Here is a 24,719-nt window from a genome sequence, read left to right as displayed (position 1 = left end):
TTCACTCATGGCAACAGTAGATATTTACAAACCAAAGCATCATGTCCGCTTCGTGACGGCATCCAGCCTGTTCGACGGACACGACGCTTCTATTAACATCATGCGCCGCATTTTGCAGTCGACGGGGGCGGAAGTTATCCATCTCGGCCATAACCGTTCGGTCGAGGAAGTCGTCAATGCGGCAATTCAGGAGGATGTTCAAGGCATCGCCATTTCCTCTTATCAAGGCGGGCATGTCGAATATTTCAAGTACATGCATGATCTTCTTCAGGAAAAAGGAGCTCCGCACATCCGCATCTATGGCGGAGGCGGCGGTGTCATTTTGCCGAAGGAAATTAAAGAATTGCATGATTACGGCATCGCGTGGATTTTCTCTCCGGAAGACGGCCGCAAGCTAGGTCTCCAAGGGATGATCAACCGGATGATGGAAGAATGTGATTTTCTGACGGAGAAGGCGGATGAACTGGCGAATCTTGACCGTGTCAGCACGGAGGCGCCTGAAGTGCTTGCCAACTTGATCACGTATGCGGAAGAAATGCATGACAAAGGAAACGAGAATGCGAAAGCGTTCATCGAAAAGGCAAGAAGCATGTCGAAGCAGACGCCTGTTCTTGGAATTACAGGGACAGGGGGAGCTGGGAAAAGTTCATTGACCGACGAACTGATCCGCCGCTTCCTCCGCGAGCTGCCAGAGAAGAAAGTCGCTATCCTATCGGTCGATCCGACGAAGCAGAAGACGGGAGGCGCACTTCTCGGTGACCGAATCCGGATGAACGCCATCTTCAACAAGCGTGTCTTCATGCGCAGCTTGGCAACACGCGGTTCGAGAACTGAACTGTCCGGTGCCATCCAAGATGTGCTCGATGTCGTGAAAACGGCCGGCTACGATTTGATTATCGTCGAGACGAGTGGGATCGGGCAAGGGGATGCGGAAATTACGGAAATCTCCGATGTGTCGATGTATGTCATGACGAGCGAGTTCGGCGCTCCGACGCAGCTGGAGAAAATCGACATGATCGACTATGCGGATTTGATTGTCATTAATAAATTCGAACGGAAAGGATCCGAAGATGCGTTGAGCCAAGTGCAAAAACAGTATCAGCGGAGCCATATGCTGTTCGATAAGGACTTGGATACGATGCCGGTATACGGCACGATTGCGAGCCAATTCAACGATAAGGGAACGAATTCTCTCTTTGCAGCCCTTGTAGCGAAGCTGAATGAAAAGTGCTCCCTCGACTGGGAAACGTCCTACACGGAATTCGTCAAGACACAAAAGCAGAACGTCATCATTCCGAACGACCGGACGCATTACTTGCGTGAAATTTCCGGGGCGATCCGGGACTATCATAAAAAATCAGCCCAGCAGGTGGAGCTTGCAAGACGACTCTTCCAATTGGAAGGTGCACTTCAGGCGGTTAAAGAGTCCGCGCCTGAGGATGCGCTCATTGCCTCCCTGGAATCACTGGCAGAAGGAGTGCGTGAAGAGCTGACAGGCGAATCAAAACGGATTCTTCAAAACTGGGAAGCGTTGAAGCAGGCATATGCAGGCGATGAATTTGTCACGAAAATCCGGGATAAGGAAATCCGCACCATCCTGAGGACAACAAGCTTAGCAGGACTCAAGATTCCGAAAATCGCACTTCCGAAATATGAAGACTATGGCGAAATCCTGCGTTGGGTGTACAAAGAAAACGTACCGGGTTCCTTCCCATACACAGCGGGCGTGTTTCCGTTCAAGCGCGAAGGAGAAGATCCGAAACGTCAATTTGCAGGAGAAGGGACGCCGGAACGGACGAACCGCCGTTTCCATTACTTGTCGAAAGACGACGACGCAAAACGCTTATCGACAGCCTTCGACTCCGTAACGTTATACGGGGAAGATCCTGACGAACGGCCGGATATTTACGGGAAAGTCGGGGAGTCAGGCGTCAGCATTTGTACATTGGAAGACATGAAGAAGCTGTATGCCGGCTTCGACCTTTGTGCGCCATCGACATCCGTTTCCATGACCATCAACGGACCAGCTCCGATCATCTTGGCGATGTTCATGAATACGGCGATTGATCAGCAGGTGAGAAAGCTGGAAGAGGAGCTCGGCCGGACATTGACTGTGGAGGAATTCACGGACATCCGGGAGAAAACGCTCCAAGTCGTTCGGGGTACCGTGCAGGCGGATATTCTGAAAGAGGACCAAGGACAGAATACATGTATCTTCTCGACGGAATTTGCGCTCCGGATGATGGGGGATATCCAGCAGTATTTCATTGATCATAAGGTGAGGAACTACTACTCTGTCTCCATTTCGGGCTATCATATCGCGGAAGCCGGGGCCAACCCGATTTCCCAGCTTGCGTTTACGCTCGCAAACGGTTTTACGTATGTGGAATATTATTTGAGCCGCGGAATGAAAATCGATGATTTCGCGCCGAACTTATCGTTCTTCTTCTCAAACGGCCTTGACCCGGAATATACGGTCATCGGCCGGGTGGCGCGCCGCATTTGGGCAGTAGCTATGCGGGAGAAATACGGCGCCAACGAGCGGAGCCAAAAACTGAAATACCACGTCCAAACATCAGGCCGAAGTCTGCATGCGCAGGAAATTGATTTCAATGACATCCGGACAACGCTGCAAGCTCTAATGGCGCTGCAAGATAACTGCAACTCACTTCATACGAATGCATATGATGAAGCGATTACGACACCGACCGAAGAATCAGTGCGCCGGGCAATGGCGATCCAAATGATCATTACGAAGGAACATGGCTTGTCTAAAAACGAGAACCCGCTCCAGGGGGCTTTCATTATCGAAGAGCTGACAGACCTCGTGGAAGAAGCGGTCCTTCAGGAATTTGACCGGCTGAATGACCGGGGCGGAGTGCTGGGTTCTATGGAGACACAGTACCAGCGCGGCAAAATCCAAGAGGAATCGATGCATTATGAGATGAAGAAGCATTCGGGCGAGCTGCCGATTATCGGCGTCAATACGTACCTGAACCCGAATCCGCCGTCTGAAGAAGACATCGATAACATGGAAATCGCAAGGGCGACGAAAGAAGAAAAAGAAACGCAGATTGCCAATTTGCGTTCGTTCCAAAAGCAGCATGAAGATAAAGCCGCGCAGGCACTTCGTCATCTTCAGGAAGTGGCGACAACGGGCGGCAACATTTTTGCTGAACTGATGGAAACTGTTAAAGTGGCAAGTCTTGGCCAAATCACTAACGCGTTATACGAAGTGGGCGGCCAATATAGACGGAATATGTAAGGGAAGCTCGACAACCATTTGAAGGACGATCCACCAGCGGATCGTCCTTTCTTCCATGCCAAGTGACTAACTGATGAATAAATAGGGTACACATAACATATGTAAATACTTGGGCGTTTTTAATGCGGTTTTATAGAATGCTGAAAAACCGTAATTCCAAATCATTGGATTCATGGGACGTCAAGACTAAAACATTTTCAATTTGTTGGATTCTTAGTGGATTTTGGATGTTCATCATCCGTATAATAAGGATACAAGCGAAGGGGGATTGGCCGGCATGAAAACGTACCATCACGCAATCATCATTTTGATCATTATTGTCCTGATTTATTTCATGTACGGTGCCGGTCTGGGCGCGATCCCATTCCTGCTTGCAGCCACGTATCTTTCGTGCCTGAGCATCAAAGAGTTCAGACGATTCAAGAAGAGTAAAAGATGGTAGCATAATAGGGACAGCTTTGTATATAATGATAAGTATGCTTATGTTCAGGGAAAGGACGTGCGTCTATTGAATCTTAAAGAAATGACAAAAGAAGAACTAGCTGAAGAATCCATGATTGACATTGCGTTTGCCATTTTAACAGACCGGCGCGAGCCATTGACCCTTCAGCAGTTGATGGATGAAATCCGCGAATTGACGGGTATGAATGAAACTCAAATGCAAGACAAGCTCCTGCAATTTTATACGGATATGAACATTGACGGTAGATTCCTTGCTATCCACGATAATCGTTGGGGCCTCCGCGAGTGGTATCCAGTCGATCAAATCGAAGAGGAAACGGCTCCAGTCGTTAAAGTACGCAAGAAGAAAAAGAAGAAGGCGTATGACGATGAGGACGAGGAAGAAGAGGAAGATCTCGTAGAAGACGAGGATGAAGAATTGTTCGATGAGGAATATGATGAACTCGACGAAGAAGATGATGAAGACCTTGATGAGGAAGAAGAAGAGGAAGACATTATCGAAATCGAAGAAGATCTAATTGATGCGGACGATGAGCTGGAAATCATTCCGGACGAGGAACTCGACATTGACGAGGAAGAACTCGATGAGGAAGAAGAAGAGGAAGAGTTAGAAGAGGACGAGGAAGATCTCTAATAATTATTGCTTGACTTCGAGCTCCTGAAGAATTAAGATTTAATTGGGCTCCTTGAAAAAGGACACATGAATTCATGTATATGCGCTCCTCTTGTAGATAGACTACAACGAGGAGCTTTTTTGTTGTTTCATATGCATCCGGTCACACCCCGAAAAAAGAATGGAGGAGTTATTCATGACAAAATACGTATTTATTACCGGCGGTGTCGTATCTTCGCTAGGTAAAGGAATCAACGCAGCATCTCTCGGACGGCTTCTCAAAAACCGCGGATTACAAGTGACAATGCAAAAGTTCGATCCATACATTAACATAGACCCGACGATGATGAGCCCGTTACAGCATGGTGAAGTGTTCGTCACCCAAGACGGCGCAGAAACGGATCTCGACATCGGCCATTATGAGCGCTTCATCGATATCGATTTGAATAAGTACTCCAACATCACAATGGGGAAAGTGTACTCGAACGTTCTTCAAAAAGAGCGGAATGGTGAATATAACGGAGCGACTGTCCAAGTCATTCCGCATATCACGAATGAAATCAAAACATTGATCAAACGTGCAGGCCAGGAAATGAAAGCAGATGTTGTCATTACGGAAATCGGGGGCAGCGTCGGCGATTTCGAATCCCTTCCATACCTTGAAGCCATCCGCCAAATGAAAACAGACCTTGGCAAAGATGATGTTATGTATATCCACAACACGCTTATTCCTTATTTGAAGGCAGCAGGCGAAATGAAAACAAAGCCGACGCAGCATAGCGTTAAAGAACTTCGCAGCCTGGGCATCCAGCCAAACATGATCGTCGTGCGCAGCGAATACCCGGTACCGCAGGAAATGAAAGATAAGATCGCTCTTTTCTGTAACATCAAACCGGAAGAAGTCATCGAGGCACGTGACGCAGAAACATTGTACGAAGTGCCGCTCCGTTTGCACGAGCAGCGCATGGATGACATCGTTGTCGAGTTCCTTGGCCTTGAAACAAAAGCGCCTGAAATGGGCAGCATCGAAGAAATCGTCAGCCTCGTGAAAAACTTGAAAAACAAAGTACGCGTGGCCCTCGTAGGAAAATACGTGGAGTTGCAAGATGCTTATATCTCCCTCGTGGAAGCATTGCGTCACGCGGGCTATGCGTTTGATGCCGATATCGACATTAAATGGATTAACTCGGAAGAAGTGACAGAAGGCAATGTAGCGGAGATGCTAAAAGATGTAGAAGGCCTCATCGTTCCTGCCGGCTTCGGCGAACGTGGCGTAGATGGTATGATTCATGCAGTTGCTTATGCGCGTAAGCATAATTTGCCATTCCTCGGCATCGGCCTTGGTATGCAGTTGGCTGCAGTCGAATATGCACGCGATGTCATGGGACTTGGCAATGCGCACTCGGTTGAATTTGACGCGCATACAAAAGATCCAATTTTCGTCATCCACCCGGATTTCCGCGGCAGAGAAGACGAAAGTGCACTTCGCCTGGGCAATTATCCATGTGAAATCAAACAAGGCACAAAAACATACGAAGCATACGGCAAAGACTTCGTGGAAGAGCGTCATCGCCACCGGTACGAATTCAACACGGCATATAAAGAGCAGTTTGAAAAAGCGGGCATGGTCGTAGCCGGCATTAGCCCGGATCAGCGGCTCGTTGAAATCATGGAACTGCCAAGCCACCCATTCTTCATCGGCTGCCAATTCCATCCGGAATACGCATCACGTCCTACGCGTCCGCAGCCGCTCATTCGTGAATTCGTCAACGCTGCGCTTCAACATAATAAATAAAATGAATCCTGGCCGCACGCGGCAAACAGGTTGATAGTTTGAACGATGAAAACCACCCTCTGCAGTTGAAGATAGCTGCAAGAGGGTGGTTTTTATTTTGGAAAAGCCGCCGAGTTATTGGCGTTCATCCCGTTATATTGGCGTTCAAATTGAGTTAATGGCGTTCATCCCGTTAAATTGGCGTTCAAACGGAGTTAATGGCGTTCATCCCGTTAAATTGGCGTTCAAACGGAGTTAATGGCGTTCATCTCGTTATATTGGCGTTCAAACAAAGTTAATGGCGTTCATCTCGTTAAATTGGCGTTCAAACGGAGTTAATGGCGTTCATCTCGTTAAATTGGCGTTCAAACTGAGTTAATGGCGTTCATCCCATTATATTGGCGTTCAAACGGAGTTAATGGCGTTCATCCCGTTATATTGGCGTTCAAACTGAGTTAATGGCGTTCATGCCATTATATTGGCGTTCGAACTGAGTTAATGGCGTTCATCCCATTATATTGGCGTTCAAACTGAGTTATTGTCGTTCATCCTGTTATATTGGCGTTCAAACGGAGTTAATGGCGTTCATCTCGTTAAATTGGCGTTCGAACTGAGTTATTGTCGTTCATCCCGTTATATTGGCGTTCGAACTGAGTTAATGGCGTTCATCCAGTTATATTGCTTTTCTTGCTAGGGCTTGCATATTAAATAAGTGATGGAGCCTCGTACCCGTTGATTTCTGTTACAGGCGGACGCTTTCGCGGGACCGGCTTCAGCCTCCTCGTAGCTTCGCTCCTTTGGGGCTTCAGCTCGTGCTGTACTGGTCGCCATTCACTATAATCAACTATGTGAGTGCTTTTGCTTTTACACGGCAAACGCCTTCGATTGATGCAGATTACTATAAGGGCTTGTCTTTATACAAATGAAACTACTAAGGTGTCCTAATGTAAATGGCCTTTGTTTTTTAGCAGATAAATACTGCGTCGACCACAATTCGTTTCTCCTATGTTTCAGAACCCGTGAATCATATAAAACAGCGGAGATTGCAGGGGAATTTCCGTCTGCGGCAAGTCTTTCATTACAAAATAAAACCCCACACCGCTACATCACGATGTGGAGTCTTCTGCTATCTTTAATCCTCGTCTGATACCATTTCGTCATAGGCCATTTTCACGGCTTCATAAATGAACAACGCAGCCAAAGCATGCGGCTGGACAATCCGTTCGCCAGTCGGGCCGGGCAACAGGCCCTTTGTTACACCAGTTGAAATATACGTGTATGCCAAATCGGAAAGCTCGTTTTGCTCATCTGCTTTTTCGCCTGCCGTCACCGCAAAAGGAATGAACTGGTCTGCCAGTTGCCGGGCCAATGCCAAAGCGCGTTCATCTTGTGCGGATCTCGTCAGGATCCAAACTCGGTCGGCTGAACGGATTTCCATATTCTCCTCGTAGCGGACTGCCCCCTGGAACGGTTCTGCTCCAAATTGGGCAGAAAGCAAGACCGCTTCCATTTCGTCAAAAGCGGCGAAAATGACACGTCCTTCTCCGATGGAAGCTTGAGCGAGAAGACGTGCAGTCTCTTCAATGGATTCCTCGCTAGCTGTTCCGATGCGCTGCAATAAACCGCCGATTTGGGTCGTTAATATTTTCACAAATACCACCTCGCGTTTTATTATAAGATGTCCGCTCCAAGAACCATAGTAATACATCCCGCTGTAAGTGTTATGATGAGTGGATAGAGATGGTTCTCACACCAGATTGTCTCAAAGCCAAGATAATTTGCAAGAGAAAGAAGGATTTACTCATATCATGTCAAATAAGTACTATGGGGGAGTAATAGTATAAAAAGGGGTGCTTCATGTGAGAAGTTTGTTAATCGTCGATGACCAAACCGGAATCAGACTATTACTCGAAGAGGTCTTTAAGCGGGAGGGGTTTGATACGCGGCTTGCAGCAAACGGGCCAGAGGCACTTCAATCCGTAGAAGAGAAAAAACCGGATTGTGTATTGTTGGACATGAAAATGCCTGGCATGGACGGAATTGAAGTGTTGAAGCGGATCAAAAAGGGATGGCCGGACGTTCCGGTGATTATGATGACAGCCTATGGGGAAATTGAACTGACGGAAAATGCCATCGATATGGGGGCAGTAAAGTATTTTACAAAGCCCTTTAATATTTACGAAGTACGCGATGCCGTTCTCGGAATATTTGAGCAGGATTGATCGGCCTCAAATGGGCGTTCAGTCTTTTTATTGAAAAGGACAAATAGACATGAAACCAATGCAAACACGGACAGTAGTAAATACTGTCTGTTTTTGTTATGATTAATGAGGTAAATAACGTGAATGATACACTTTATAACAAAGTTCATTTATCCAAAGGAGGAAATTCCATGGCACTCGTTTCAATGAAGGAAATGATGATCAAAGGAAAAAAAGAAGGGTACGCAATCGGTCAGTTCAATTTGAACAACCTTGAATATGCACAGGCGATTCTTCAAGCTGCGGAAGAAGAAAAATCTCCTGTCATCCTGGGAGTTTCAGAAGGGGCCGGTCGTTACATGGGAGGCTTCACAACTGTCGTCAACATGGTGAAAGGCTTGATGCATGATTATAACATCACGGTTCCAGTCGCTATCCATCTTGACCATGGTTCCAGCTTTGAAAAATGCAAAGAGGCGATCGATGCAGGATTCACTTCCGTCATGATCGATGCTTCCTCGAAACCTTTGGAAGAAAATATAGCAATTACGAAGCAAGTTGTGGAATACGCACATGCGAAAGGCGTGTCCGTCGAAGCAGAATTGGGCGTCGTGGGCGGCCAGGAAGATGATGTGGTAGCAGACGGCGTCATCTACGCAGACCCTGCAGAATGCAAGCAGCTTGTGGACGAGACAGGCATCGACTGCCTGGCTCCGGCACTTGGTTCAGTACATGGACCGTATAAAGGCGAACCGAATCTCGGCTTCAAAGAGATGGAAGAAATTTCAGGACAATCCGATTTGCCACTTGTTTTGCACGGCGGTACAGGCATCCCGACAAAAGATATCCAGCGCGCCATTTCGCTTGGAACAGCAAAGATTAATGTCAACACGGAAAATCAGATCGAGGGTACGAAAGTGGTCCGCGAAGTGTTGAACTCGGATCAGGAAGTATATGATCCGCGTAAATATTTGGCGCCAATGCGGGATGCCATCAAAAAGACCGTTATCGGCAAAATGCGTGAATTCGGTAGCTCGCAAAAAGCATAAGCGAATCTAAAATAGGAGGAGAAGCATCATGGGGTGCATTCTCCTTCTTTACCATCGGGATTCATTTTCAGAACAATCAAGAGAATTCAACAAGGAGGATTATGGAATGAAGTTTTTTATCGATACAGCGAATTTTGAAGAGATTAAGGAAGCACACAGTTGGGGCATTCTATCGGGAGTGACGACAAACCCTTCACTCGTTGCGAAGGAGAATGTTTCATTCCATGACCGCTTACGTGAAATCACAGCGCTTGTGCCTGGGTCTGTCAGTGCGGAAGTAATCGCGCTTGATGCGGAAGGCATGATCAAGGAAGGCCGCGAACTTGCGAAAATTGCACCGAATATTACAGTGAAATTGCCAATGACGCCTGAAGGACTGAAAGCATGTTCCGTGTTCTCCCAGGAAGGCATCAAAACAAATGTCACACTTATTTTTAGTGCCAACCAAGCGCTTTTGGCTGCGCGTGCAGGAGCTACATACGTATCGCCATTCCTTGGCAGACTCGATGATATCGGCCAGGAAGGGATTCAGCTGATTAGTACGATTGCGGACATCTTCACGATCCATGACATTGATACGGAAATTATTGCAGCATCTATCCGTGGGCCTCAGCATATTACCGACGCAGCACTTGCGGGTGCACATATTGCAACGACTCCATTCAAGGTGCTGCAGCAATTATTCCATCATCCGCTGACGGATAAAGGAATCGAACAGTTTCTTAAGGATTGGGAAGCAAGAGGACATAAGTGATTCACCAAAAGGAGACAGTAATGGACGTTTACAAAATCAAAGGCGGGAAGCCTTTACGCGGTAAGATAAAGGTCAGTGGAGCTAAAAATAGCGCGGTCGCCCTGATTCCGGCTTCCATCCTGGCATCTTCTCCTGTAACGATTGAAGGACTCCCTGAAATCTCGGATGTGTTTACATTGCAGACACTCCTGGAGGATATTGGTGGACAGGTTGAATTCAGCGGCGGCAAAATGGTCATCGATCCACGGGAAATGGTGGCCATGCCGATGCCGAACGGGAACGTCAAAAAACTTCGTGCTTCCTATTATTTGATGGGCGCGATGCTTGGCCGTTTCAAGCATGCTGCCATCGGCCTGCCGGGCGGCTGCCATTTAGGCCCGCGTCCGATCGATCAGCATATAAAAGGATTTGAAGCACTCGGTGCGAAAGTGACAAATGAACACGGGGCCATCTACTTACGGGCAGATGAACTGCGCGGTGCCAAGATTTATCTGGATGTTGTCAGCGTTGGAGCCACGATCAATATCATGCTGGCAGCTGTGCTTGCAAAAGGGCGCACCGTCATTGAAAACGCGGCAAAGGAACCGGAAATCATTGATGTGGCCACACTGCTGTCCAATATGGGAGCCAAGATCAAAGGCGCGGGCACCAATGTCATCCGAATCGATGGCGTGGAAAAACTGAATGGAACGAAGCATACGATCATTCCAGACCGGATTGAGGCAGGGACGTTCATGATTATGGCAGCCGCTGCGGGTGACGGGATTACCATTGATAATGTAATTCCGCTGCATGTGGAAGCGTTGACGGCAAAATTGCGTGAAATGGGTGTCGAAGTTGAGGAAGGGGAAGAGCAGATTTTCATTCCGAAAACAGAGAAACTCCAAGCAGTAGACGTCAAAACGCTTGTCTATCCAGGTTTCCCGACGGATCTTCAGCAACCGTTTTCCGTTTTGCTCACCCAGGCGGCCGGCTCATCCGTCGTGACGGACACAATTTACTCTGCCCGCTTTAAGCAGATCGATGAATTGCGCCGCATGAATGCAGACAGCCGGGTGGAAGGACAATCGGTCATTTTGTCCGGACCGACTAAGCTGGAAGCAGCAACAGTCCGGGCGTCCGATTTGCGCGCAGGTGCTGCCCTCGTCATTGCAGGGCTTGTGGCAAACGGAGAAACCGAAATCCAGGAAATCCAGCATATTGAACGCGGTTATGGCTCGTTAATTGAAAAGCTCCAGGGCATTGGGGCGGACATTTGGAAGGAGACGGTTCCTGAAGAAGCCGTCGTGAAGGAATAAATAGCATAGCATCATGAGAAATGGTGTAACGCAATTGATTCAGGAAGACCGTATTGTGCTATACTATTAGATGACAAAACTTACGGATTGGATCAATAGACCGTAAACCCGGGAGGAACACTTACAATGGAACGCAGTTTATCGATGGAATTAGTACGTGTAACAGAGGCGGCGGCAGTATCAGCTTCCCGCTGGATGGGACGCGGGTTAAAAAATGAAGCGGATGATGCCGCAACAACCGCGATGCGCACTGTGTTCGATACGATACCGATGCAAGGAGTCGTAGTGATCGGTGAAGGGGAAATGGATGAAGCACCGATGCTTTATATCGGTGAAGAACTAGGGATGGGTCACGGACCGGCAGTGGATGTCGCAGTCGACCCGCTCGAAGGAACGAACATTGTCGCATCAGGCGGATGGAATGCCTTGGCGGTTATTGCAATTGCAGACCGAGGCAATCTATTGCATGCGCCGGATATGTATATGAATAAAATCGCAGTCGGCCCGGAATCGGTCGGCAAGATAGATATCGACGCATCTGTCACAGACAACTTGCGTGCAGTCGCAAAGGCGAAAAACAAAGATATCGAAGACGTAGTAGCTACTATTCTTCATCGGGACCGCCACTCAAAAATCGTGGAAGAAATCCGCGCTGCGGGTGCCAGAATCAAACTCATCAACGATGGGGATGTGGCAGCTGCCATTAACACGGCATTTGATGACACGGGCGTCGACATACTGTTTGGTTTAGGCGGAGCACCGGAAGGCGTTATCGCAGCAGTCGGCTTGAAGTGTCTCGGAGGAGAAATTCAAGGACGTCTCGTGCCAACGAGCGATGCAGAAGTAGAACGATGCAAGAAAATGGGCATCGACATTAACCAGGTGCTTCGCATGGAAGACCTCGTCAAAGGGGATGACGCCATTTTCGCAGCAACGGGTGTCACAGATGGCGAATTGCTTCGCGGAGTTCGCTTCACAGGCGGCTACAGTGAAACACATTCACTCGTCATGCGTTCCAAATCAGGAACGATCCGCTTCGTCGAAGGACGTCACAGCATGCAGAAGAAACCGAAACTGGTGCTTTGATTAAGCGAAAAAGACATAAGGTACGAGTTATCCACGGTAGTCTCTTAGGAATTTCCTAGATAACAACCTCAACTGCCCGGCTTCCTGGCCGGGCAAACTTCTATGAAAAGGATCACCTACCCAACTGCAACAACCTCACATAACCTATCAATTAAAAAAAGAGTGGTGCCAAACTTATGACAGTAATGACAATCGCTGAACTGGAGAATATGACGCTGAAAGAGTTGTATTCATTGGCCAGGCAGTACAAGATCACGTATTATGGCAAGCTGACGAAAAAAGAGCTCATTTTTGCTATTTTGAAAACAAGAGCCGAACAAGAAGGCTTTTTCTTCATGGAAGGGGTTCTGGAAATCATCCAATCGGAAGGATACGGATTCTTACGTCCAATCAACTATTCTCCGAGTTCGGAAGATATCTATATTTCAGCTTCCCAAATTCGTAGATTTGACCTTCGGAATGGAGATAAAGTAACAGGGAAAGTCCGTCCTCCAAAAGAAAATGAGCGGTATTATGGATTGCTCCAAGTCGAAGCGGTAAACGGGGAAGACCCGGAAGTTGCACGGGAACGCGTTCATTTCCCGGCGCTTACGCCTTTATATCCAGACCGTCATATTAAACTGGAAACAACGCCAAACAAATTATCCACACGGATTATGGATCTTGTTTCTCCTGTTGGTTTCGGCCAGCGGGGATTGATTGTGGCACCGCCAAAAGCCGGTAAGACGATGCTGTTGAAGGAGATTGCCAACGCTATCACGACCAACCACCCGGACGCGGAATTGATTGTGCTGTTAATTGATGAACGTCCGGAAGAGGTAACGGACATCGAACGTTCCGTGAAAGCGGATGTCGTCAGCTCGACGTTTGACGAAGTACCGGAAAACCACGTAAAAGTGGCGGAGCTTGTACTTGAACGGGCGATGCGACTCGTCGAACATAAACGGGACGTTGTCATTTTGATGGATTCTATTACACGTCTTGCAAGAGCGTACAACCTTGTTATTCCGCCAAGCGGACGTACACTTTCCGGGGGGATCGACCCGGCGGCATTCCACCGTCCGAAACGGTTCTTCGGGGCGGCGCGTAACTTGGAGGAAGGCGGTAGCTTGACTATTTTGGCTACAGCTTTGATTGATACAGGTTCTCGGATGGACGAAGTCATTTACGAGGAATTCAAAGGGACGGGCAACATGGAGTTGCATCTCGACAGAAGCCTTGCCGAACGCCGTATTTTCCCTGCGCTCGATATCCGCAGATCCGGAACGCGGAAAGAAGAATTGCTTATTCCTTCCGAACAGCTGGAGAAGCTATGGGCAATCCGGAAGACATTCTCCGACGCACCAGATTTTGCAGAACGCTTCATGAAGAAACTTCGCCATACAAATTCAAATGGGGAATTCTTCGACAAGCTCAACGACGAAATGAAAGCCCGAGGCGGCAAAGGACTAATATAGTTATTTACCAGAACCAGGTCTATCAGGCCTGGTTTTTTGTATTTACCGGATAAAGATGCCTATCTTGGGCACTATACTCTTTCTTAGAACTTTTGGTGAGCTTAGCAAAGTGAAGTATCCATGTAATTGCAGAAAGTGATTCAAGGCTGGGTTTATTGACACTAATTTAGGACAGTTATAATAAAGGGAAGCGAACTTAATACAAATATTTAGTTTTAAATTTACCGTGGCTAAGCATCTCCCTTAGGTTTCAATGGTGGTTATAGATTGTCTTCGAATCGGCTAAGTTGGGAAAGATAGAAACAGCTAGAAGGTTTGTGTTAATAGAACATACGCAGACAACAAGAGAGGGGTTCCTAGCTTTGAAACTAATCCTGTTTATAGCGGCTCTCATAATAATTTTCTTCCTTGCGTATATCGTAAGCAATCAACGAAGCAAGATTAATTTGAAGCCGATTTTTATCATGGTTGCCTTGCAGCTTATCTTTGCTTTCCTTCTGCTAAATACGGGATTCGGGCTCGTTATTATTAAAGGGATATCGGGACTATTTGATCATCTTCTTTCCTACGCGGCGGAGGGCGTCAATTTTGTATTTGGCGGGATGGCGAACGTAGATGAGAGCCCATTCTTCATGAATGTTCTGCTGCCAATCGTTTTCGTCTCTGTTTTGATTGGGATTGCTCAGTATTTGCGGATTTTACCGTTTATTATTCGGTACCTCGGCCTGGCATTAAGTAAAGTAAACGGGTTAGGAAAACTGGAATCGTTCAATGCGGTCGCGTCTGCAGTATTCGGACAGTCGGAAGTGTTCATTTCCATAAAAAAGCAGCTCCCACACATTCCCGAACATCGTCTGTATACATTGTGCACTTCTGCCATGTCAACCGTCTCAGCGTCCATATTAGGCGCGTATATGACGATAATAGAACCGAAATATGTCGTAACAGCACTCGTTTTGAATTTGTTCGGTGGATTTATTATTGCAAATATCATCAATCCATATGAAGTAAGGGACGAAGACGATCTGATAGAAAACCAAGAAGAAAAGAAACAGTCGTTTTTTGAGATGCTTGGGGAATATATAATGGATGGCTTTAAAGTTGCGATTGTTGTAGGAGCCATGCTGATTGGATTCGTCGCTTTGATTGCAATGATAAACAATATTTTTGAGATTGCATTTGGCATCAGTTTTCAAGTTGCCCTTGGTTATGTGTTTGCGCCGTTTGCATTCATGGTGGGAATACCGGCTGCTGATATAGTCCAAGCGGGCACAATTATGGCGACGAAGCTGTTGACAAATGAATTTGTAGCAATGACAGATCTCGGCAATCTGACATCTTCCTTGTCGGGCCGGACTGTCGGCATCATATCGGTCTTCCTCGTATCTTTTGCGAATTTCTCTTCAATCGGCATCATTTCCGGTGCGGTCAAAGGGCTGAATGAAGAGAAGGGGAATACGGTAGCAAAATTTGGACTCAAATTGCTGTATGGGGCAACGTTGGTCAGCCTGTTAACCGCCACCATAACGGGGATGATGTTACGCTAATGATGTAAACAAAAATGTTGCATGTGATGGGATGATTTGTTATACTTTTTTAGTGTGGTTGTTATAACCACCTGCTGCATATACGGCTGGCATATCGGGCCGTGTAAGGCATCAGTCTTATAAATTTGTTGCCAATCTTAATGGATTGGACAACCCCTACAATAATACTCTGTTCCAGATGGTTCAGGGCGAGAGGAGAGAGACCGATGAGAGCAGGAATTCATCCAAATTACAAACTTTCAAAAGTAACTTGTTCATGTGGTAACACATTCGAAACAGGTTCTGTAAAAGAAGACATCCGTGTCGAAGTTTGTTCAGAATGCCACCCATTCTACACTGGACGCCAAAAATTCGCTGCAGCGGACGGCCGTGTCGACCGCTTCAACAAAAAATATGGCATCAAAGAAGAAGGCCAATAATAAGCTCGACATTACAAAATCCGTCGTGTGCCAACGCACATGGCGGATTTTTGATTTTGTCTGGAGGCTGAAAAAATTGGAAGCGAAAGAAAACACGAATATGACAAAATAAATGCAGGTATTGAGGGAAAATAAGTTCGTTTATCCACAAACTATGCACAGAAATATGCACATTTTTTAAAACCATACCAACAATTTATTCACAATTGGAAGTATGTTACTCACAATGTTATCCACATTACCGGTATTAACGTAAAGTTATCCACAAACAACGGAAGAATCGGTCGGGATAACAGGCTTATCCACATAACATATTCCTCAGGCAAAGAAAAGACGTCAATTCAAAATGATTTTCGGGTATGATATACATTCGACAACTAATGACAGACAACGATACATATTAAGCGACTGGAAGGGGAACGACATGTACGTAACAATGCAAGGCGGATGGATAGAAGTGATTTGTGGCAGCATGTTCTCGGGGAAATCAGAAGAATTGATCCGGCGCGTGCGGCGGGCTCAATTTGCAAAGCAGAAAATTGCAGTCTTCAAACCGGCCATCGATGATCGGTATAGTGAAGAAGCCGTCGTCAGCCATAACGGATCAACTGTGATTGCGACACCGGTCGCCCATTCATGTGATATAAAAGAATACATTTCAGAAGACTTAGACGTCATTGCGATTGACGAAGCCCAATTTTTCGATGAAGCCATCGTTGACATTGTCACGGAACTGGCAGACGAAGGATTCCGCGTCATCGTAGCCGGTCTGGACCAAGACTTCCGCGGCGAACCATTCGGCCCGATGCCCCGTCTCATGGCCATCGCCGAAAACGTCACCAAACTGCAAGCCGTCTGCACCGTCTGCGGATCTCCCGCAAGCCGGACCCAGCGTCTTATCAACGGCAAACCGGCAGGCTACGACGACCCGATCATCCTCGTCGGCGCCTCCGAAGCGTACGAGGCCCGGTGCCGCAAACACCATGAAGTCCCAAGCGGCGTCACCGCAGCCAAGCAGCTGATTGAATAGAATGAAAAAGCAACTTAATCCATGGGGTTGAGTTGCTTTTTTTTATGGGATTTTGGGGAGGGTGAGATGGAGTGGTGGCTTGTCAATGCAGGCCTGCGTCATAGGAGAAGTGCTCCCGCGCATAAGCAATGCACTCTCGCTTCGTGTAAACAAACCTTTGATTTGTGAAGGGCATTCAGCGCGAAATGGAAAGTTTCATACTTATTATTCTGCCGCGAATTTTTTATTTCCCCCCTATTACACCGCCCCTGGAGAATATGTAAACACAAGTCTATCCGCAGAGATACTAATCGAGTGGTTCGGAAAGATATACGAGCTGTTAGCAGTGAGAAACGAGCGGTTGCCGAATTATACGAGAGGTTAGGGAGATAAACGAGCGGTTGCCGGATAATATGAGAGGTTCAACGGGATATACGAGCGTTCACTGGATTATACGAGCGGTACGAAAAAGACGGGCATGCAACGAGCGGTTCAAAAGAAGCTTTAATTGTTCCCAGGAGCACAGAGAAGACGGCGATGTCCATATTTCATATACCAAAAGCTCGCACAAACATAAAATATCCTCGAACAGCTCCAAAATCCCTTCCTTCCTCCTTGAAAAACGAGGAAAGGCGAATAAATCACTGTATTTACGCCGTTTTATCCCGTACAATAAACGTACAAAACAGTCCTGAATAATGAGGTGTCAATATGTTTGAAAGGCTTCAAGCAGTGGAAGACCGGTATGAGCGATTGAATGAATTGCTGAGCGATCCGGAAATTGTTAGTGATATGGAAAATTTAAGGAAGTATTCGAAGGAACAGTCCGACTTGCAGGATACAGTCGATGCGTACCGTGAATATAAAGAAGCGACCGCGCAGCTGAAGAGTGCGAAAGGCATGCTGGACGAGCCGCTCGACGATGACATGAAAGAGCTTGTGAAAATGGAAGTCGGCGAGCTGGAGGATTCAATTGAGGAGCTGGAGGCACGCCTGAAGCTATTATTGGTTCCAAAAGATCCGAATGATGATAAAAACGTTATTATGGAAATCCGCGGCGCTGCAGGCGGAGACGAAGCCGCTCTATTTGCAGGCAATTTGTACCGCATGTATAGTCGCTTCGCGGAAATGAACCATTGGAAAGTAGAAGTAATGGATTCCTCGCCGACCGAGCTTGGCGGCTTCAAGGAGATCATTTTTATGATCAACGGCTCTGGTGCGTATTCTAAATTGAAATATGAAAACGGCGCGCATCGTGTTCAGCGGGTGCCGGAAACGGAATCAGGCGGACGGATTCATACGTCGACCGCCACTGTGGCAGTACTTCCTGAAGCAGAGGAAGTAGAGATTGAAATCCACGACAAAGACATTCGTACCGATACCTTTGCCTCTTCCGGACCGGGGGGACAGTCGGTCAATACGACGATGTCTGCCGTCCGGCTCACGCATTTGCCTACGGGCATCACGGTTTCATGCCAAGACGAAAAATCGCAGATCAAGAACAAGGAGAAGGCGATGAAAGTCCTGCGGGCCCGTGTCTATGATAAATTCATGCAGGAAGCGCAGGCAGAGTACGATGAAAAGCGTAAATCCGCTGTAGGTACAGGAGATCGGTCGGAGCGGATTCGTACGTACAATTTCCCGCAAAACCGCGTCACGGATCACCGAATTGGCTTGACGATTCAAAAACTAGACCAAATTATCGAGGGGAAAATGGACGAAGTGATCGACGCATTGATTATGGAAGATCAAGCCCGCCGATTGGAAAGTTTGGATCAGGCATGACCGAAAAAATTTTCGAGGCGTTAAAAAAAGCGGAGTCCTTATTGGAATCTAAGAAACTCGATGCACATGCGGCCCAATGGCTCATGCGGTTTATTACGGAGAAATCAAGTGCTGCCCTGCTTGCGGACATGCAAGAACCGTTAACGCCTAAACAGCAAAATGATTTTTGGAACGGATTGAATGAAATGCTGGAAGGAAAGCCGGTCCAGCATATTATTGGCGAGGAACAGTTTTACGGGTATCCTTTTGAAGTGAATGAACATGTATTGATTCCAAGACCGGAAACCGAAGAGCTTGTTCATGGTGCGCTGCTTCGTGCAAAAAAACTGTTTGGGTCAGGACCGATCCGGGTGGCGGACATAGGAACAGGGAGCGGAGCGATTGCTGTTTCATTCAAAAAAGAGCGGCCGGATGCAGAGGTAACAGCGGTCGATATTAGTCAAGAGGCGCTGGCGGTTGCCCAAAGGAACGCCGTTCGGAATCAAGTGGAAATTGCCTTTATTCAAGGAGATCTAACGGAGCCACTGGCAGGGAAGGCATGGGACGTGATCTTATCCAATCCGCCTTACATCGCAATGGACGAAGCGCAAACGATGTCCAAAACCGTTCTCGACTTTGAACCGCACCATGCGTTATTCGCGGAAGAGAACGGTCTTTACTTCTATAGAAGACTGGCGAAGGAGCTGCCGGGTCTTATGGGCAGGCGAGCGCTGATCGGCGTAGAAATCGGACATCAGCAAGGGGAATCCGTGCATGCGTTATTCTCGCAAGCATTCCCGGATTCATTTGTTGAAACAGTAAAAGACATCAACGGAAAAGACCGAATGATATTTTGTGAGATTGTGTGAATAAACTCTCCTGACCCTGGCAACAATGAGGTCAGGAGGGGATTGACATGTTGCAAGACTATAACATTATTAATTCGGAAAACAAGAAAAATAAATGGGTTTCTATTATTGAATTTATTCTTATCTTATTTATGATCCAGTCGGCAATTCTGTTTTTAACCGGAGAAGATATGCCGAAAGATGCGCTGCGCGTCAGAATTTTGGCGAATTCCAACACACCGGCGGACCAGCAAGTGAAGGAATCCATCAGGTTGGAAATCGAGCCGCTCATTAAGGAAGCTTTTACACAAGCCTCTTCACAGGCCGATTTTATAGAGCGCATGGACAGTTTGGAAGATGAGATTACTAGAATCGCGGAATGGAAAGCGGAAGGCAAAGCGATTACATTCGAAAAGACAGCCGCTCTTTTTCCGGCAAAGCGGTCGGGATTTTATATTACTCCGCAAGCCCCCTATGAAGCATACATTTTAACGATTGGCAGCGGCCGTGGGGATAACTGGTGGTGCGCATTATTCCAAAATGTTTGCTTTCCGGATGAAAAGGCGAAAGAAGAACAACAGGAAGAAGAAAAGGTCACATTCTTCCTCTGGGAGTGGATAAAAGGATTATTTTCATGAAGTTATCCACTGGAAATGTGGATAACTAGTATGAAATGTGTATAAACGGGGGTTCGAACAATGGAGACTTTAATCATCACAGTGGATAACTTGTTGGATAACGAAAAAAGTTATCAACAGGCAGTGGATATTTTGAATGAAGGTGGAGTTGTCGCATTTCCGACAGAGACGGTTTATGGTCTCGGGGCGCTTGCAACAGATGAGCAGGCCGTACGGAAGATCTTTGAAGCGAAAGGCCGCCCTTCTGATAATCCGCTTATTGTACATATTGGCAATCGGGAAGCAGTGGAACAATACGCCATCCAAATTCCTGACGATGCATACAAGCTCATGGAGAAATTCTGGCCAGGCCCATTGACGCTTGTTTTCCATAAACGGCCGGGAGTCATTGCGCCGAGCGTGACGCCCGGTTTTGAAACGGTCGGATTGCGCATGCCGGATCATCCGGTTGCACTTGAATTGCTTCAAACATTGAACGGCCCGCTCGCCGCGCCGAGCGCGAACCGGAGCGGCAAGCCTTCTCCAACCGAAGCGGGTCATGTGTTAAAGGATTTACACGGCCGTATTCCACTCATTTTAGATGGTGGGGAGACGGGGGTCGGCGTTGAGTCGACTGTCCTGGATATGACTGTATCGCCTCCGGCCATTCTTCGACCGGGCGGCGTCACAAAAGAGATGATCGAGTCTGTCATTGGCCCGATCCATACGGAAAGCGGTGTGGCGGATGATCAAGCCCCGCGTGCTCCCGGTATGAAGTACATGCACTATGCACCGGAATCCCCGTTATTTGTCATTGCACCGGATGAAGCAAAAATAGCGGAAGCGGTCCGATTATTGCATGCAGACGGAAAGAAAGTGGCTGTCATCGGTCCGGATGAATTTACTATCCCTGAAGCGGATTGGTACTTCGCGGTTGGCCCGCTCCATAAGCCGGAAGCGATGGCCTCTAATTTGTACCGGGCGATCCGCCAATGTGATGTAACGGAGGCCGATATTATTCTTGCGGCCGAGACCGAAATGTCTGGCGTCGGCGCTGCTGTCATGAACCGTTTGACAAAAGCTGCGGACGGAAAACGATTCCCCCTGTAATGAAAGATGAATGACCTCACTGGCAGTCGCATAGTATGGACAGATGCGACAGGCAGGGGGGTCTTTTCTTTGGTCGAATTAATCGCGGCATGTATTACAACAATTGACGTCATCGTTATTTACTCTTTATTGCAATTGCGCAAGGGAAGGCTTATGCTCGCTCTATGGACAGCCGTCCTAAATATGGCATTCCCGTTTATGGGTTTTTTCATGGGTCATTTGACGCTTAATCTATTTTCGGTCTGGAGCAATCTGCTTTCGGGTGTCTTGCTCGCTTTGATTGGAATACAAATGATTTTGCAAAATGATGACAGTGAGTTGCTGAAACGGCAGCTTCATCCGTTCTTCATTGCACTGGCGGTCAGTTTGGACACGTTCTCGGTGAGTGTTTCGTTTGGAATGCTTCAACTGAACAAATTGTTATTTATTATTGCCTCTGGTTCCATGTCATTTTTCTTCGCGTGCTTAGCACTTTTGATCCGTGGAAATTTTGGGACACGCTATCGCAATATATTGAGGAAATTGGCGGGTGCTGCGTTATTGATTATGGGAATATTGTCATGTATTCGTTAAATTTTTTGTTTCTTTCTACATGGTTTTCGGTTATTCTAAATATAAGCAGGTGATGTACATGAATATTTATTTGATTTGTACGGGTAATACGTGCCGCAGCCCAATGGCGGAAGCAATTTTGCGTTCCAAAAATATTTCAGGCATCTCGGTTCGATCAGCCGGGCTGCATGCGGCAGACGGTTTTCCGATTTCGATTCATTCGGAAACACTTATCCAAGAGATGGACATGCCCTATACCGCTGAATCTCGTGCGATTTCACGCGAGGACGTGGAATGGGCCGACCTCATTTTGACGATGACGGAAGGCCATAAACAGGCCGTGCTGCATCGGTTCCCTGAGGCGGAAGGAAAGCTGTTTACGCTGAAGGAGTATACAAAGCCGGATGGGGATTTGGACGTACAAGATCCTTTCGGCGGCAATTTGCTGATCTATCGGGAAACATTTGAGGAACTGACTGTGTATATGGATTTATTAGAGAAGAAATTAACGGAGGAGTAAGGCATGAGCAGACAGAAGGGGAAAAAATTTGGATTGCGGAAGAAACTCGTACTGTTCGTTACGATTTTGGCGATCGTCACCTATTCAACGAGTGCTGTGTTCATTAATTTTATCGGCCCGCAATTCTTTCCAAACATCAAGCCATTTTGGTTTGACATCATTACATATGCTTTAGGAATTATGTGGTCCGGTATTTTAGCTGGATTATTCAGCACGATCCTGACAAAGCCGCTGCAGAGACTAGAGAAGGCGGCCATTCAAGTGGCGGATGGCAAAATTGGCACAGATATCGAGTTGCCGCGCTCTTCAGATGAAATCCGCTCAGTGGCGGAAGCATTTCAACAATTGGTCCTTAATCTCCGGACGATTGTCGGACAAATTGAAACGAATTTTGAAAAAACAGCCCATACGGTTGATCGGTTAACAACAGAAACGGGCGCTGCCGCAACACAAGCCGATGCGGTCGCGACGACTATCGCTGAAATTTCAGCCGGAGCGGAATCCTCCGCAGTCGCTATCCAGGAAACAGCGGAAGCAATCGAGGACGTTCGGATGTTGGCAGCAGAAGTAAGCAGCCGTGCGGAAGATTCATCCGTCCGCTCTGCTGAAATGCTCAAAGAATTGGAACGGACAACCGATGTATTCCGCATTTTAGTGGAAGGCATCCGGAACATGTCCGTGCAGAGCGAACACTCTTTGACAACCATTCGTCAATTGGATCAAAACGCGCAAAAGATTGGTGAAATTGTTCAATTGGTTGGCAGCATTGCCGGACAGACGAACTTGCTCGCCTTAAACGCATCCATCGAAGCGGCCCGTGCCGGTGAACATGGAAAAGGCTTCGCGGTCGTAGCGGAAGAAGTACGCGTACTCGCAGATGAAAGTGCTAAATCCGTCCACATGATATCTGAACTGGTGCAAACTATCCAGTCCGACGTATCTAAAGTGGTGAAGGAAATCGAACAGCAAGTAAAAACGGCTGCAGCGGAAGCGAACCGTGCGAACGAAACGAGCGGCAATGTGGAATCCATGGCGGACAAGGTCAATGGAATGGCCGGCGCCGTCGTCGAAATCACCAAGCTCGTCGAAAACCAGCTCGCCAACATCGAAATGACGGCCATCCAATCACAGGAAGTCGCTGCCATCGCCGAAGAAACATCGGCAGGCGCCGAAGAAGTCCAAGCCGCCACGGACGAACAGGTCAAATCGATCGAACAAACCGATCACATGGCCATCGAGTTGAAAAAACAATCCGAAGACCTCTACGAAGTCATCAAGCAGTTCGACCTTACCCGTTAACTTAAATAGACTATACTAATAAGAGGATACTATGTTCAGCAGACGAGCATAGATCCTCTTTTCTTATGCATGAAGTAGCTTGAAACGTAGGAGGAAGAACTGATGCAGGGGTATGAGTGGTTACAAGGCGGTCCGTTTCTTGAAGTCAGTTTCTTGGTGCAACTGAAAGAAGAGAAAAAGGAAGCGCTACAGGATATTATTATGAATTTGTCTAAGGTCAGAAGTAGAATTGAAGTTTATGACAAAAACGTTAATGAAATTATTCAGTTGTTTGATAAAGGCTATCCCTATGACGAAGAAAATCCCCAAACAACTTACATGCATTCGGTAAGCTTGAGATTATACGTCCATTTATCAAGAAAACGAAAAGCGACACTCCAAATTGAAAGGGTCTCTTCAAATGCAGTACTGGTTAATTTTTTGTTTTTTGGTTCGACCTTCGATGCCTTGGAGTTTGACCAAATCGGAATAAAAAAAGAGGAAATGGAAGACTTTACAATCTTCCTTAAAGAGTTATATTCCGTGTATGAGTTTAAAATCGGTGGAATGGCAATCGAACAAGATGTTCTTGCCTTATTTGGGGTAGATGAAACATACCCCAACGAGTGTTATCGATACGAGAACGTGTCTCCTGACCATTTTCTTCAAGAACCATCGCATTTCATAGATGTCATTTGGAATGAAAAGTACAAGAAATTGAACTATGTTCCTTATAATCACACAAGGCTTGATAAAGAAGGGATTCTTATTAAAACCGGTAGCTTTCATGACTGGTCTTGTTAAACGGATTTGGAAAAACAAGGTATTACCAGTCGGAGTGAAACGTACCCAATTTAAAAATTTGTTCAAACAAAATTAGTAGCAACCAGGGCAGATCCTAATTACAAGCAATCCAATTAGTTTCGCTTCAAACCAACCCCTCGAATGGTCAAAAGCATTCAGCGCGATGTTGAATGTACAATTATTGGGAAATCCCCGCGGTTCAAGTGCCCATTTCCAATTTGAGAAACGAGCAACCGTCAAAAACAGAGGAGCAATTATGCATACGGCTCCCGTCATGCTGTTCGAGCTTCAC

23 protein-coding genes are annotated in these 24,719 nt (G+C 47.0%); 22 read left to right on the top strand and 1 reads right to left on the bottom strand.

What is annotated here, in order from left to right; all coding sequences use genetic code 11:
* The first annotated feature begins 7 nt into the window (after positions 1 to 7).
* From icmF to ACSW3C_RS09720, 5 genes are all read left to right on the top strand, one after another.
* The gene (gene icmF, locus ACSW3C_RS09740; RefSeq protein WP_486562341.1) at positions 8 to 3,265 is read left to right on the top strand and encodes a fused isobutyryl-CoA mutase/GTPase IcmF; all 3,258 of its coding nucleotides are present in this window, start codon (positions 8 to 10) and stop codon (positions 3,263 to 3,265) included.
* A gap of 277 nt (positions 3,266 to 3,542) precedes the next feature.
* Positions 3,543 to 3,707: a hypothetical protein gene (locus tag ACSW3C_RS09735; RefSeq protein ID WP_486562340.1), complete on the top strand. Its 165-nt coding sequence runs from the start codon at positions 3,543 to 3,545 to the stop codon at positions 3,705 to 3,707.
* A gap of 66 nt (positions 3,708 to 3,773) precedes the next feature.
* Positions 3,774 to 4,361, top strand: coding sequence for a DNA-directed RNA polymerase subunit delta (gene rpoE, locus ACSW3C_RS09730; protein ID WP_486562339.1), 588 nt, complete (start codon positions 3,774 to 3,776; stop codon positions 4,359 to 4,361).
* Between the two features lie 175 nt (positions 4,362 to 4,536).
* Positions 4,537 to 6,135, top strand: coding sequence for a CTP synthase (pyrG, locus tag ACSW3C_RS09725; protein WP_486562338.1), 1,599 nt, complete (start codon positions 4,537 to 4,539; stop codon positions 6,133 to 6,135).
* A 97-nt stretch (positions 6,136 to 6,232) separates the two neighbouring features.
* The gene (locus ACSW3C_RS09720; protein ID WP_486562337.1) at positions 6,233 to 6,373 is read left to right on the top strand and encodes a hypothetical protein; all 141 of its coding nucleotides are present in this window, start codon (positions 6,233 to 6,235) and stop codon (positions 6,371 to 6,373) included.
* Positions 6,374 to 7,246: 873 nt separating this feature from the next.
* Here the strand turns inward: ACSW3C_RS09720 and ACSW3C_RS09715 are convergent.
* Positions 7,247 to 7,822 carry a DUF2529 family protein gene (locus tag ACSW3C_RS09715; protein WP_486562336.1) on the bottom strand — a complete coding sequence of 192 codons (576 nt, stop codon included), beginning with the start codon at positions 7,820 to 7,822 and terminating at the stop codon, positions 7,247 to 7,249.
* Between the two features lie 151 nt (positions 7,823 to 7,973).
* On the opposite strand from ACSW3C_RS09715, the gene ACSW3C_RS09710 reads away from it, so the two are divergent.
* The 17 genes from ACSW3C_RS09710 (at position 7,974) to ACSW3C_RS09630 (ending at position 24,427) form a co-directional block, all read left to right on the top strand.
* The gene (locus ACSW3C_RS09710; RefSeq protein ID WP_486562335.1) at positions 7,974 to 8,336 is read left to right on the top strand and encodes a response regulator; all 363 of its coding nucleotides are present in this window, start codon (positions 7,974 to 7,976) and stop codon (positions 8,334 to 8,336) included.
* A 170-nt stretch (positions 8,337 to 8,506) separates the two neighbouring features.
* Entirely contained in the window at positions 8,507 to 9,364 is an 858-nt protein-coding gene (locus ACSW3C_RS09705) for a class II fructose-bisphosphate aldolase (protein WP_486562334.1), read from the top strand.
* Between the two features lie 106 nt (positions 9,365 to 9,470).
* A complete protein-coding gene (gene fsa, locus ACSW3C_RS09700; RefSeq protein WP_248514228.1) occupies positions 9,471 to 10,118 on the top strand; it encodes a fructose-6-phosphate aldolase in 648 nt (215 codons plus the stop codon).
* A 20-nt stretch (positions 10,119 to 10,138) separates the two neighbouring features.
* The gene (gene murA, locus ACSW3C_RS09695; protein ID WP_486562333.1) at positions 10,139 to 11,416 is read left to right on the top strand and encodes a UDP-N-acetylglucosamine 1-carboxyvinyltransferase; all 1,278 of its coding nucleotides are present in this window, start codon (positions 10,139 to 10,141) and stop codon (positions 11,414 to 11,416) included.
* Positions 11,417 to 11,542: 126 nt separating this feature from the next.
* Positions 11,543 to 12,502 carry a class II fructose-bisphosphatase gene (gene glpX, locus ACSW3C_RS09690; RefSeq protein ID WP_486562332.1) on the top strand — a complete coding sequence of 320 codons (960 nt, stop codon included), beginning with the start codon at positions 11,543 to 11,545 and terminating at the stop codon, positions 12,500 to 12,502.
* A 176-nt stretch (positions 12,503 to 12,678) separates the two neighbouring features.
* The gene (gene rho, locus ACSW3C_RS09685) at positions 12,679 to 13,959 is read left to right on the top strand and encodes a transcription termination factor Rho (RefSeq protein ID WP_486562331.1); all 1,281 of its coding nucleotides are present in this window, start codon (positions 12,679 to 12,681) and stop codon (positions 13,957 to 13,959) included.
* 362 nt (positions 13,960 to 14,321) lie between these two features.
* Entirely contained in the window at positions 14,322 to 15,506 is a 1,185-nt protein-coding gene (locus ACSW3C_RS09680; RefSeq protein ID WP_486562330.1) for a NupC/NupG family nucleoside CNT transporter, read from the top strand.
* Between the two features lie 206 nt (positions 15,507 to 15,712).
* Positions 15,713 to 15,925, top strand: coding sequence for a 50S ribosomal protein L31 (rpmE, locus tag ACSW3C_RS09675; RefSeq protein WP_184205288.1), 213 nt, complete (start codon positions 15,713 to 15,715; stop codon positions 15,923 to 15,925).
* 424 nt (positions 15,926 to 16,349) lie between these two features.
* Positions 16,350 to 16,955, top strand: coding sequence for a thymidine kinase (locus tag ACSW3C_RS09670; RefSeq protein ID WP_486562329.1), 606 nt, complete (start codon positions 16,350 to 16,352; stop codon positions 16,953 to 16,955).
* A gap of 690 nt (positions 16,956 to 17,645) precedes the next feature.
* On the top strand, positions 17,646 to 18,719 hold the full coding sequence (gene prfA, locus ACSW3C_RS09665; protein ID WP_486562328.1) for a peptide chain release factor 1: 1,074 nt from the start codon (positions 17,646 to 17,648) through the stop codon (positions 18,717 to 18,719).
* Positions 18,716 to 19,567 carry a peptide chain release factor N(5)-glutamine methyltransferase gene (gene prmC, locus ACSW3C_RS09660; RefSeq protein WP_486562327.1) on the top strand — a complete coding sequence of 284 codons (852 nt, stop codon included), beginning with the start codon at positions 18,716 to 18,718 and terminating at the stop codon, positions 19,565 to 19,567. The genes prfA and prmC overlap by 4 nt, the downstream gene beginning before the upstream one ends.
* Positions 19,568 to 19,614: 47 nt before the next feature.
* Positions 19,615 to 20,184 (top strand): stage II sporulation protein R, encoded by a 570-nt coding sequence (locus ACSW3C_RS09655; protein WP_486562326.1) that lies wholly within the window; start codon positions 19,615 to 19,617, stop codon positions 20,182 to 20,184.
* Between the two features lie 60 nt (positions 20,185 to 20,244).
* Entirely contained in the window at positions 20,245 to 21,273 is a 1,029-nt protein-coding gene (locus ACSW3C_RS09650; protein WP_486562325.1) for an L-threonylcarbamoyladenylate synthase, read from the top strand.
* 69 nt (positions 21,274 to 21,342) lie between these two features.
* Positions 21,343 to 21,846, top strand: a complete 504-nt coding sequence (locus ACSW3C_RS09645) for a manganese efflux pump MntP (protein ID WP_238078745.1) — start codon at positions 21,343 to 21,345, stop codon at positions 21,844 to 21,846.
* A 58-nt stretch (positions 21,847 to 21,904) separates the two neighbouring features.
* Positions 21,905 to 22,345, top strand: a complete 441-nt coding sequence (locus tag ACSW3C_RS09640) for a low molecular weight protein arginine phosphatase (protein ID WP_486562324.1) — start codon at positions 21,905 to 21,907, stop codon at positions 22,343 to 22,345.
* A 3-nt stretch (positions 22,346 to 22,348) separates the two neighbouring features.
* Complete coding sequence (locus ACSW3C_RS09635) at positions 22,349 to 23,644, top strand: methyl-accepting chemotaxis protein (protein ID WP_486562323.1); 1,296 nt, start codon at positions 22,349 to 22,351, stop codon at positions 23,642 to 23,644.
* Positions 23,645 to 23,746: 102 nt separating this feature from the next.
* A complete protein-coding gene (locus ACSW3C_RS09630) occupies positions 23,747 to 24,427 on the top strand; it encodes a hypothetical protein (RefSeq protein WP_486562322.1) in 681 nt (226 codons plus the stop codon).
* Positions 24,428 to 24,719 lie beyond the last annotated feature (292 nt).

The organism is Sporosarcina sp. AD_1 (genome assembly GCF_057373025.1).
The sequence above is the reverse complement of the archived record's forward strand: the minus strand, read 5'-3'. Positions and strand labels throughout refer to the sequence as shown.

Coding starts and splice junctions, on each gene's coding strand:
- icmF (WP_486562341.1), top strand. CDS start 8: ATGGCAACAGTAGATATTTACAAACCAAAGCATCATGTCCGCTTCGTG.
- ACSW3C_RS09735 (WP_486562340.1), top strand. CDS start 3,543: ATGAAAACGTACCATCACGCAATCATCATTTTGATCATTATTGTCCTG.
- pyrG (WP_486562338.1), top strand. CDS start 4,537: ATGACAAAATACGTATTTATTACCGGCGGTGTCGTATCTTCGCTAGGT.
- ACSW3C_RS09715 (WP_486562336.1), bottom strand. CDS start 7,822: ATGTATTACTATGGTTCTTGGAGCGGACATCTTATAATAAAACGCGAG.
- ACSW3C_RS09705 (WP_486562334.1), top strand. CDS start 8,507: ATGGCACTCGTTTCAATGAAGGAAATGATGATCAAAGGAAAAAAAGAA.
- fsa (WP_248514228.1), top strand. CDS start 9,471: ATGAAGTTTTTTATCGATACAGCGAATTTTGAAGAGATTAAGGAAGCA.
- murA (WP_486562333.1), top strand. CDS start 10,139: ATGGACGTTTACAAAATCAAAGGCGGGAAGCCTTTACGCGGTAAGATA.
- glpX (WP_486562332.1), top strand. CDS start 11,543: ATGGAACGCAGTTTATCGATGGAATTAGTACGTGTAACAGAGGCGGCG.
- rho (WP_486562331.1), top strand. CDS start 12,679: ATGACAGTAATGACAATCGCTGAACTGGAGAATATGACGCTGAAAGAG.
- rpmE (WP_184205288.1), top strand. CDS start 15,713: ATGAGAGCAGGAATTCATCCAAATTACAAACTTTCAAAAGTAACTTGT.
- ACSW3C_RS09670 (WP_486562329.1), top strand. CDS start 16,350: ATGTACGTAACAATGCAAGGCGGATGGATAGAAGTGATTTGTGGCAGC.
- prfA (WP_486562328.1), top strand. CDS start 17,646: ATGTTTGAAAGGCTTCAAGCAGTGGAAGACCGGTATGAGCGATTGAAT.
- prmC (WP_486562327.1), top strand. CDS start 18,716: ATGACCGAAAAAATTTTCGAGGCGTTAAAAAAAGCGGAGTCCTTATTG.
- ACSW3C_RS09655 (WP_486562326.1), top strand. CDS start 19,615: ATGTTGCAAGACTATAACATTATTAATTCGGAAAACAAGAAAAATAAA.
- ACSW3C_RS09650 (WP_486562325.1), top strand. CDS start 20,245: ATGGAGACTTTAATCATCACAGTGGATAACTTGTTGGATAACGAAAAA.
- ACSW3C_RS09640 (WP_486562324.1), top strand. CDS start 21,905: ATGAATATTTATTTGATTTGTACGGGTAATACGTGCCGCAGCCCAATG.
- ACSW3C_RS09635 (WP_486562323.1), top strand. CDS start 22,349: ATGAGCAGACAGAAGGGGAAAAAATTTGGATTGCGGAAGAAACTCGTA.
- ACSW3C_RS09630 (WP_486562322.1), top strand. CDS start 23,747: ATGCAGGGGTATGAGTGGTTACAAGGCGGTCCGTTTCTTGAAGTCAGT.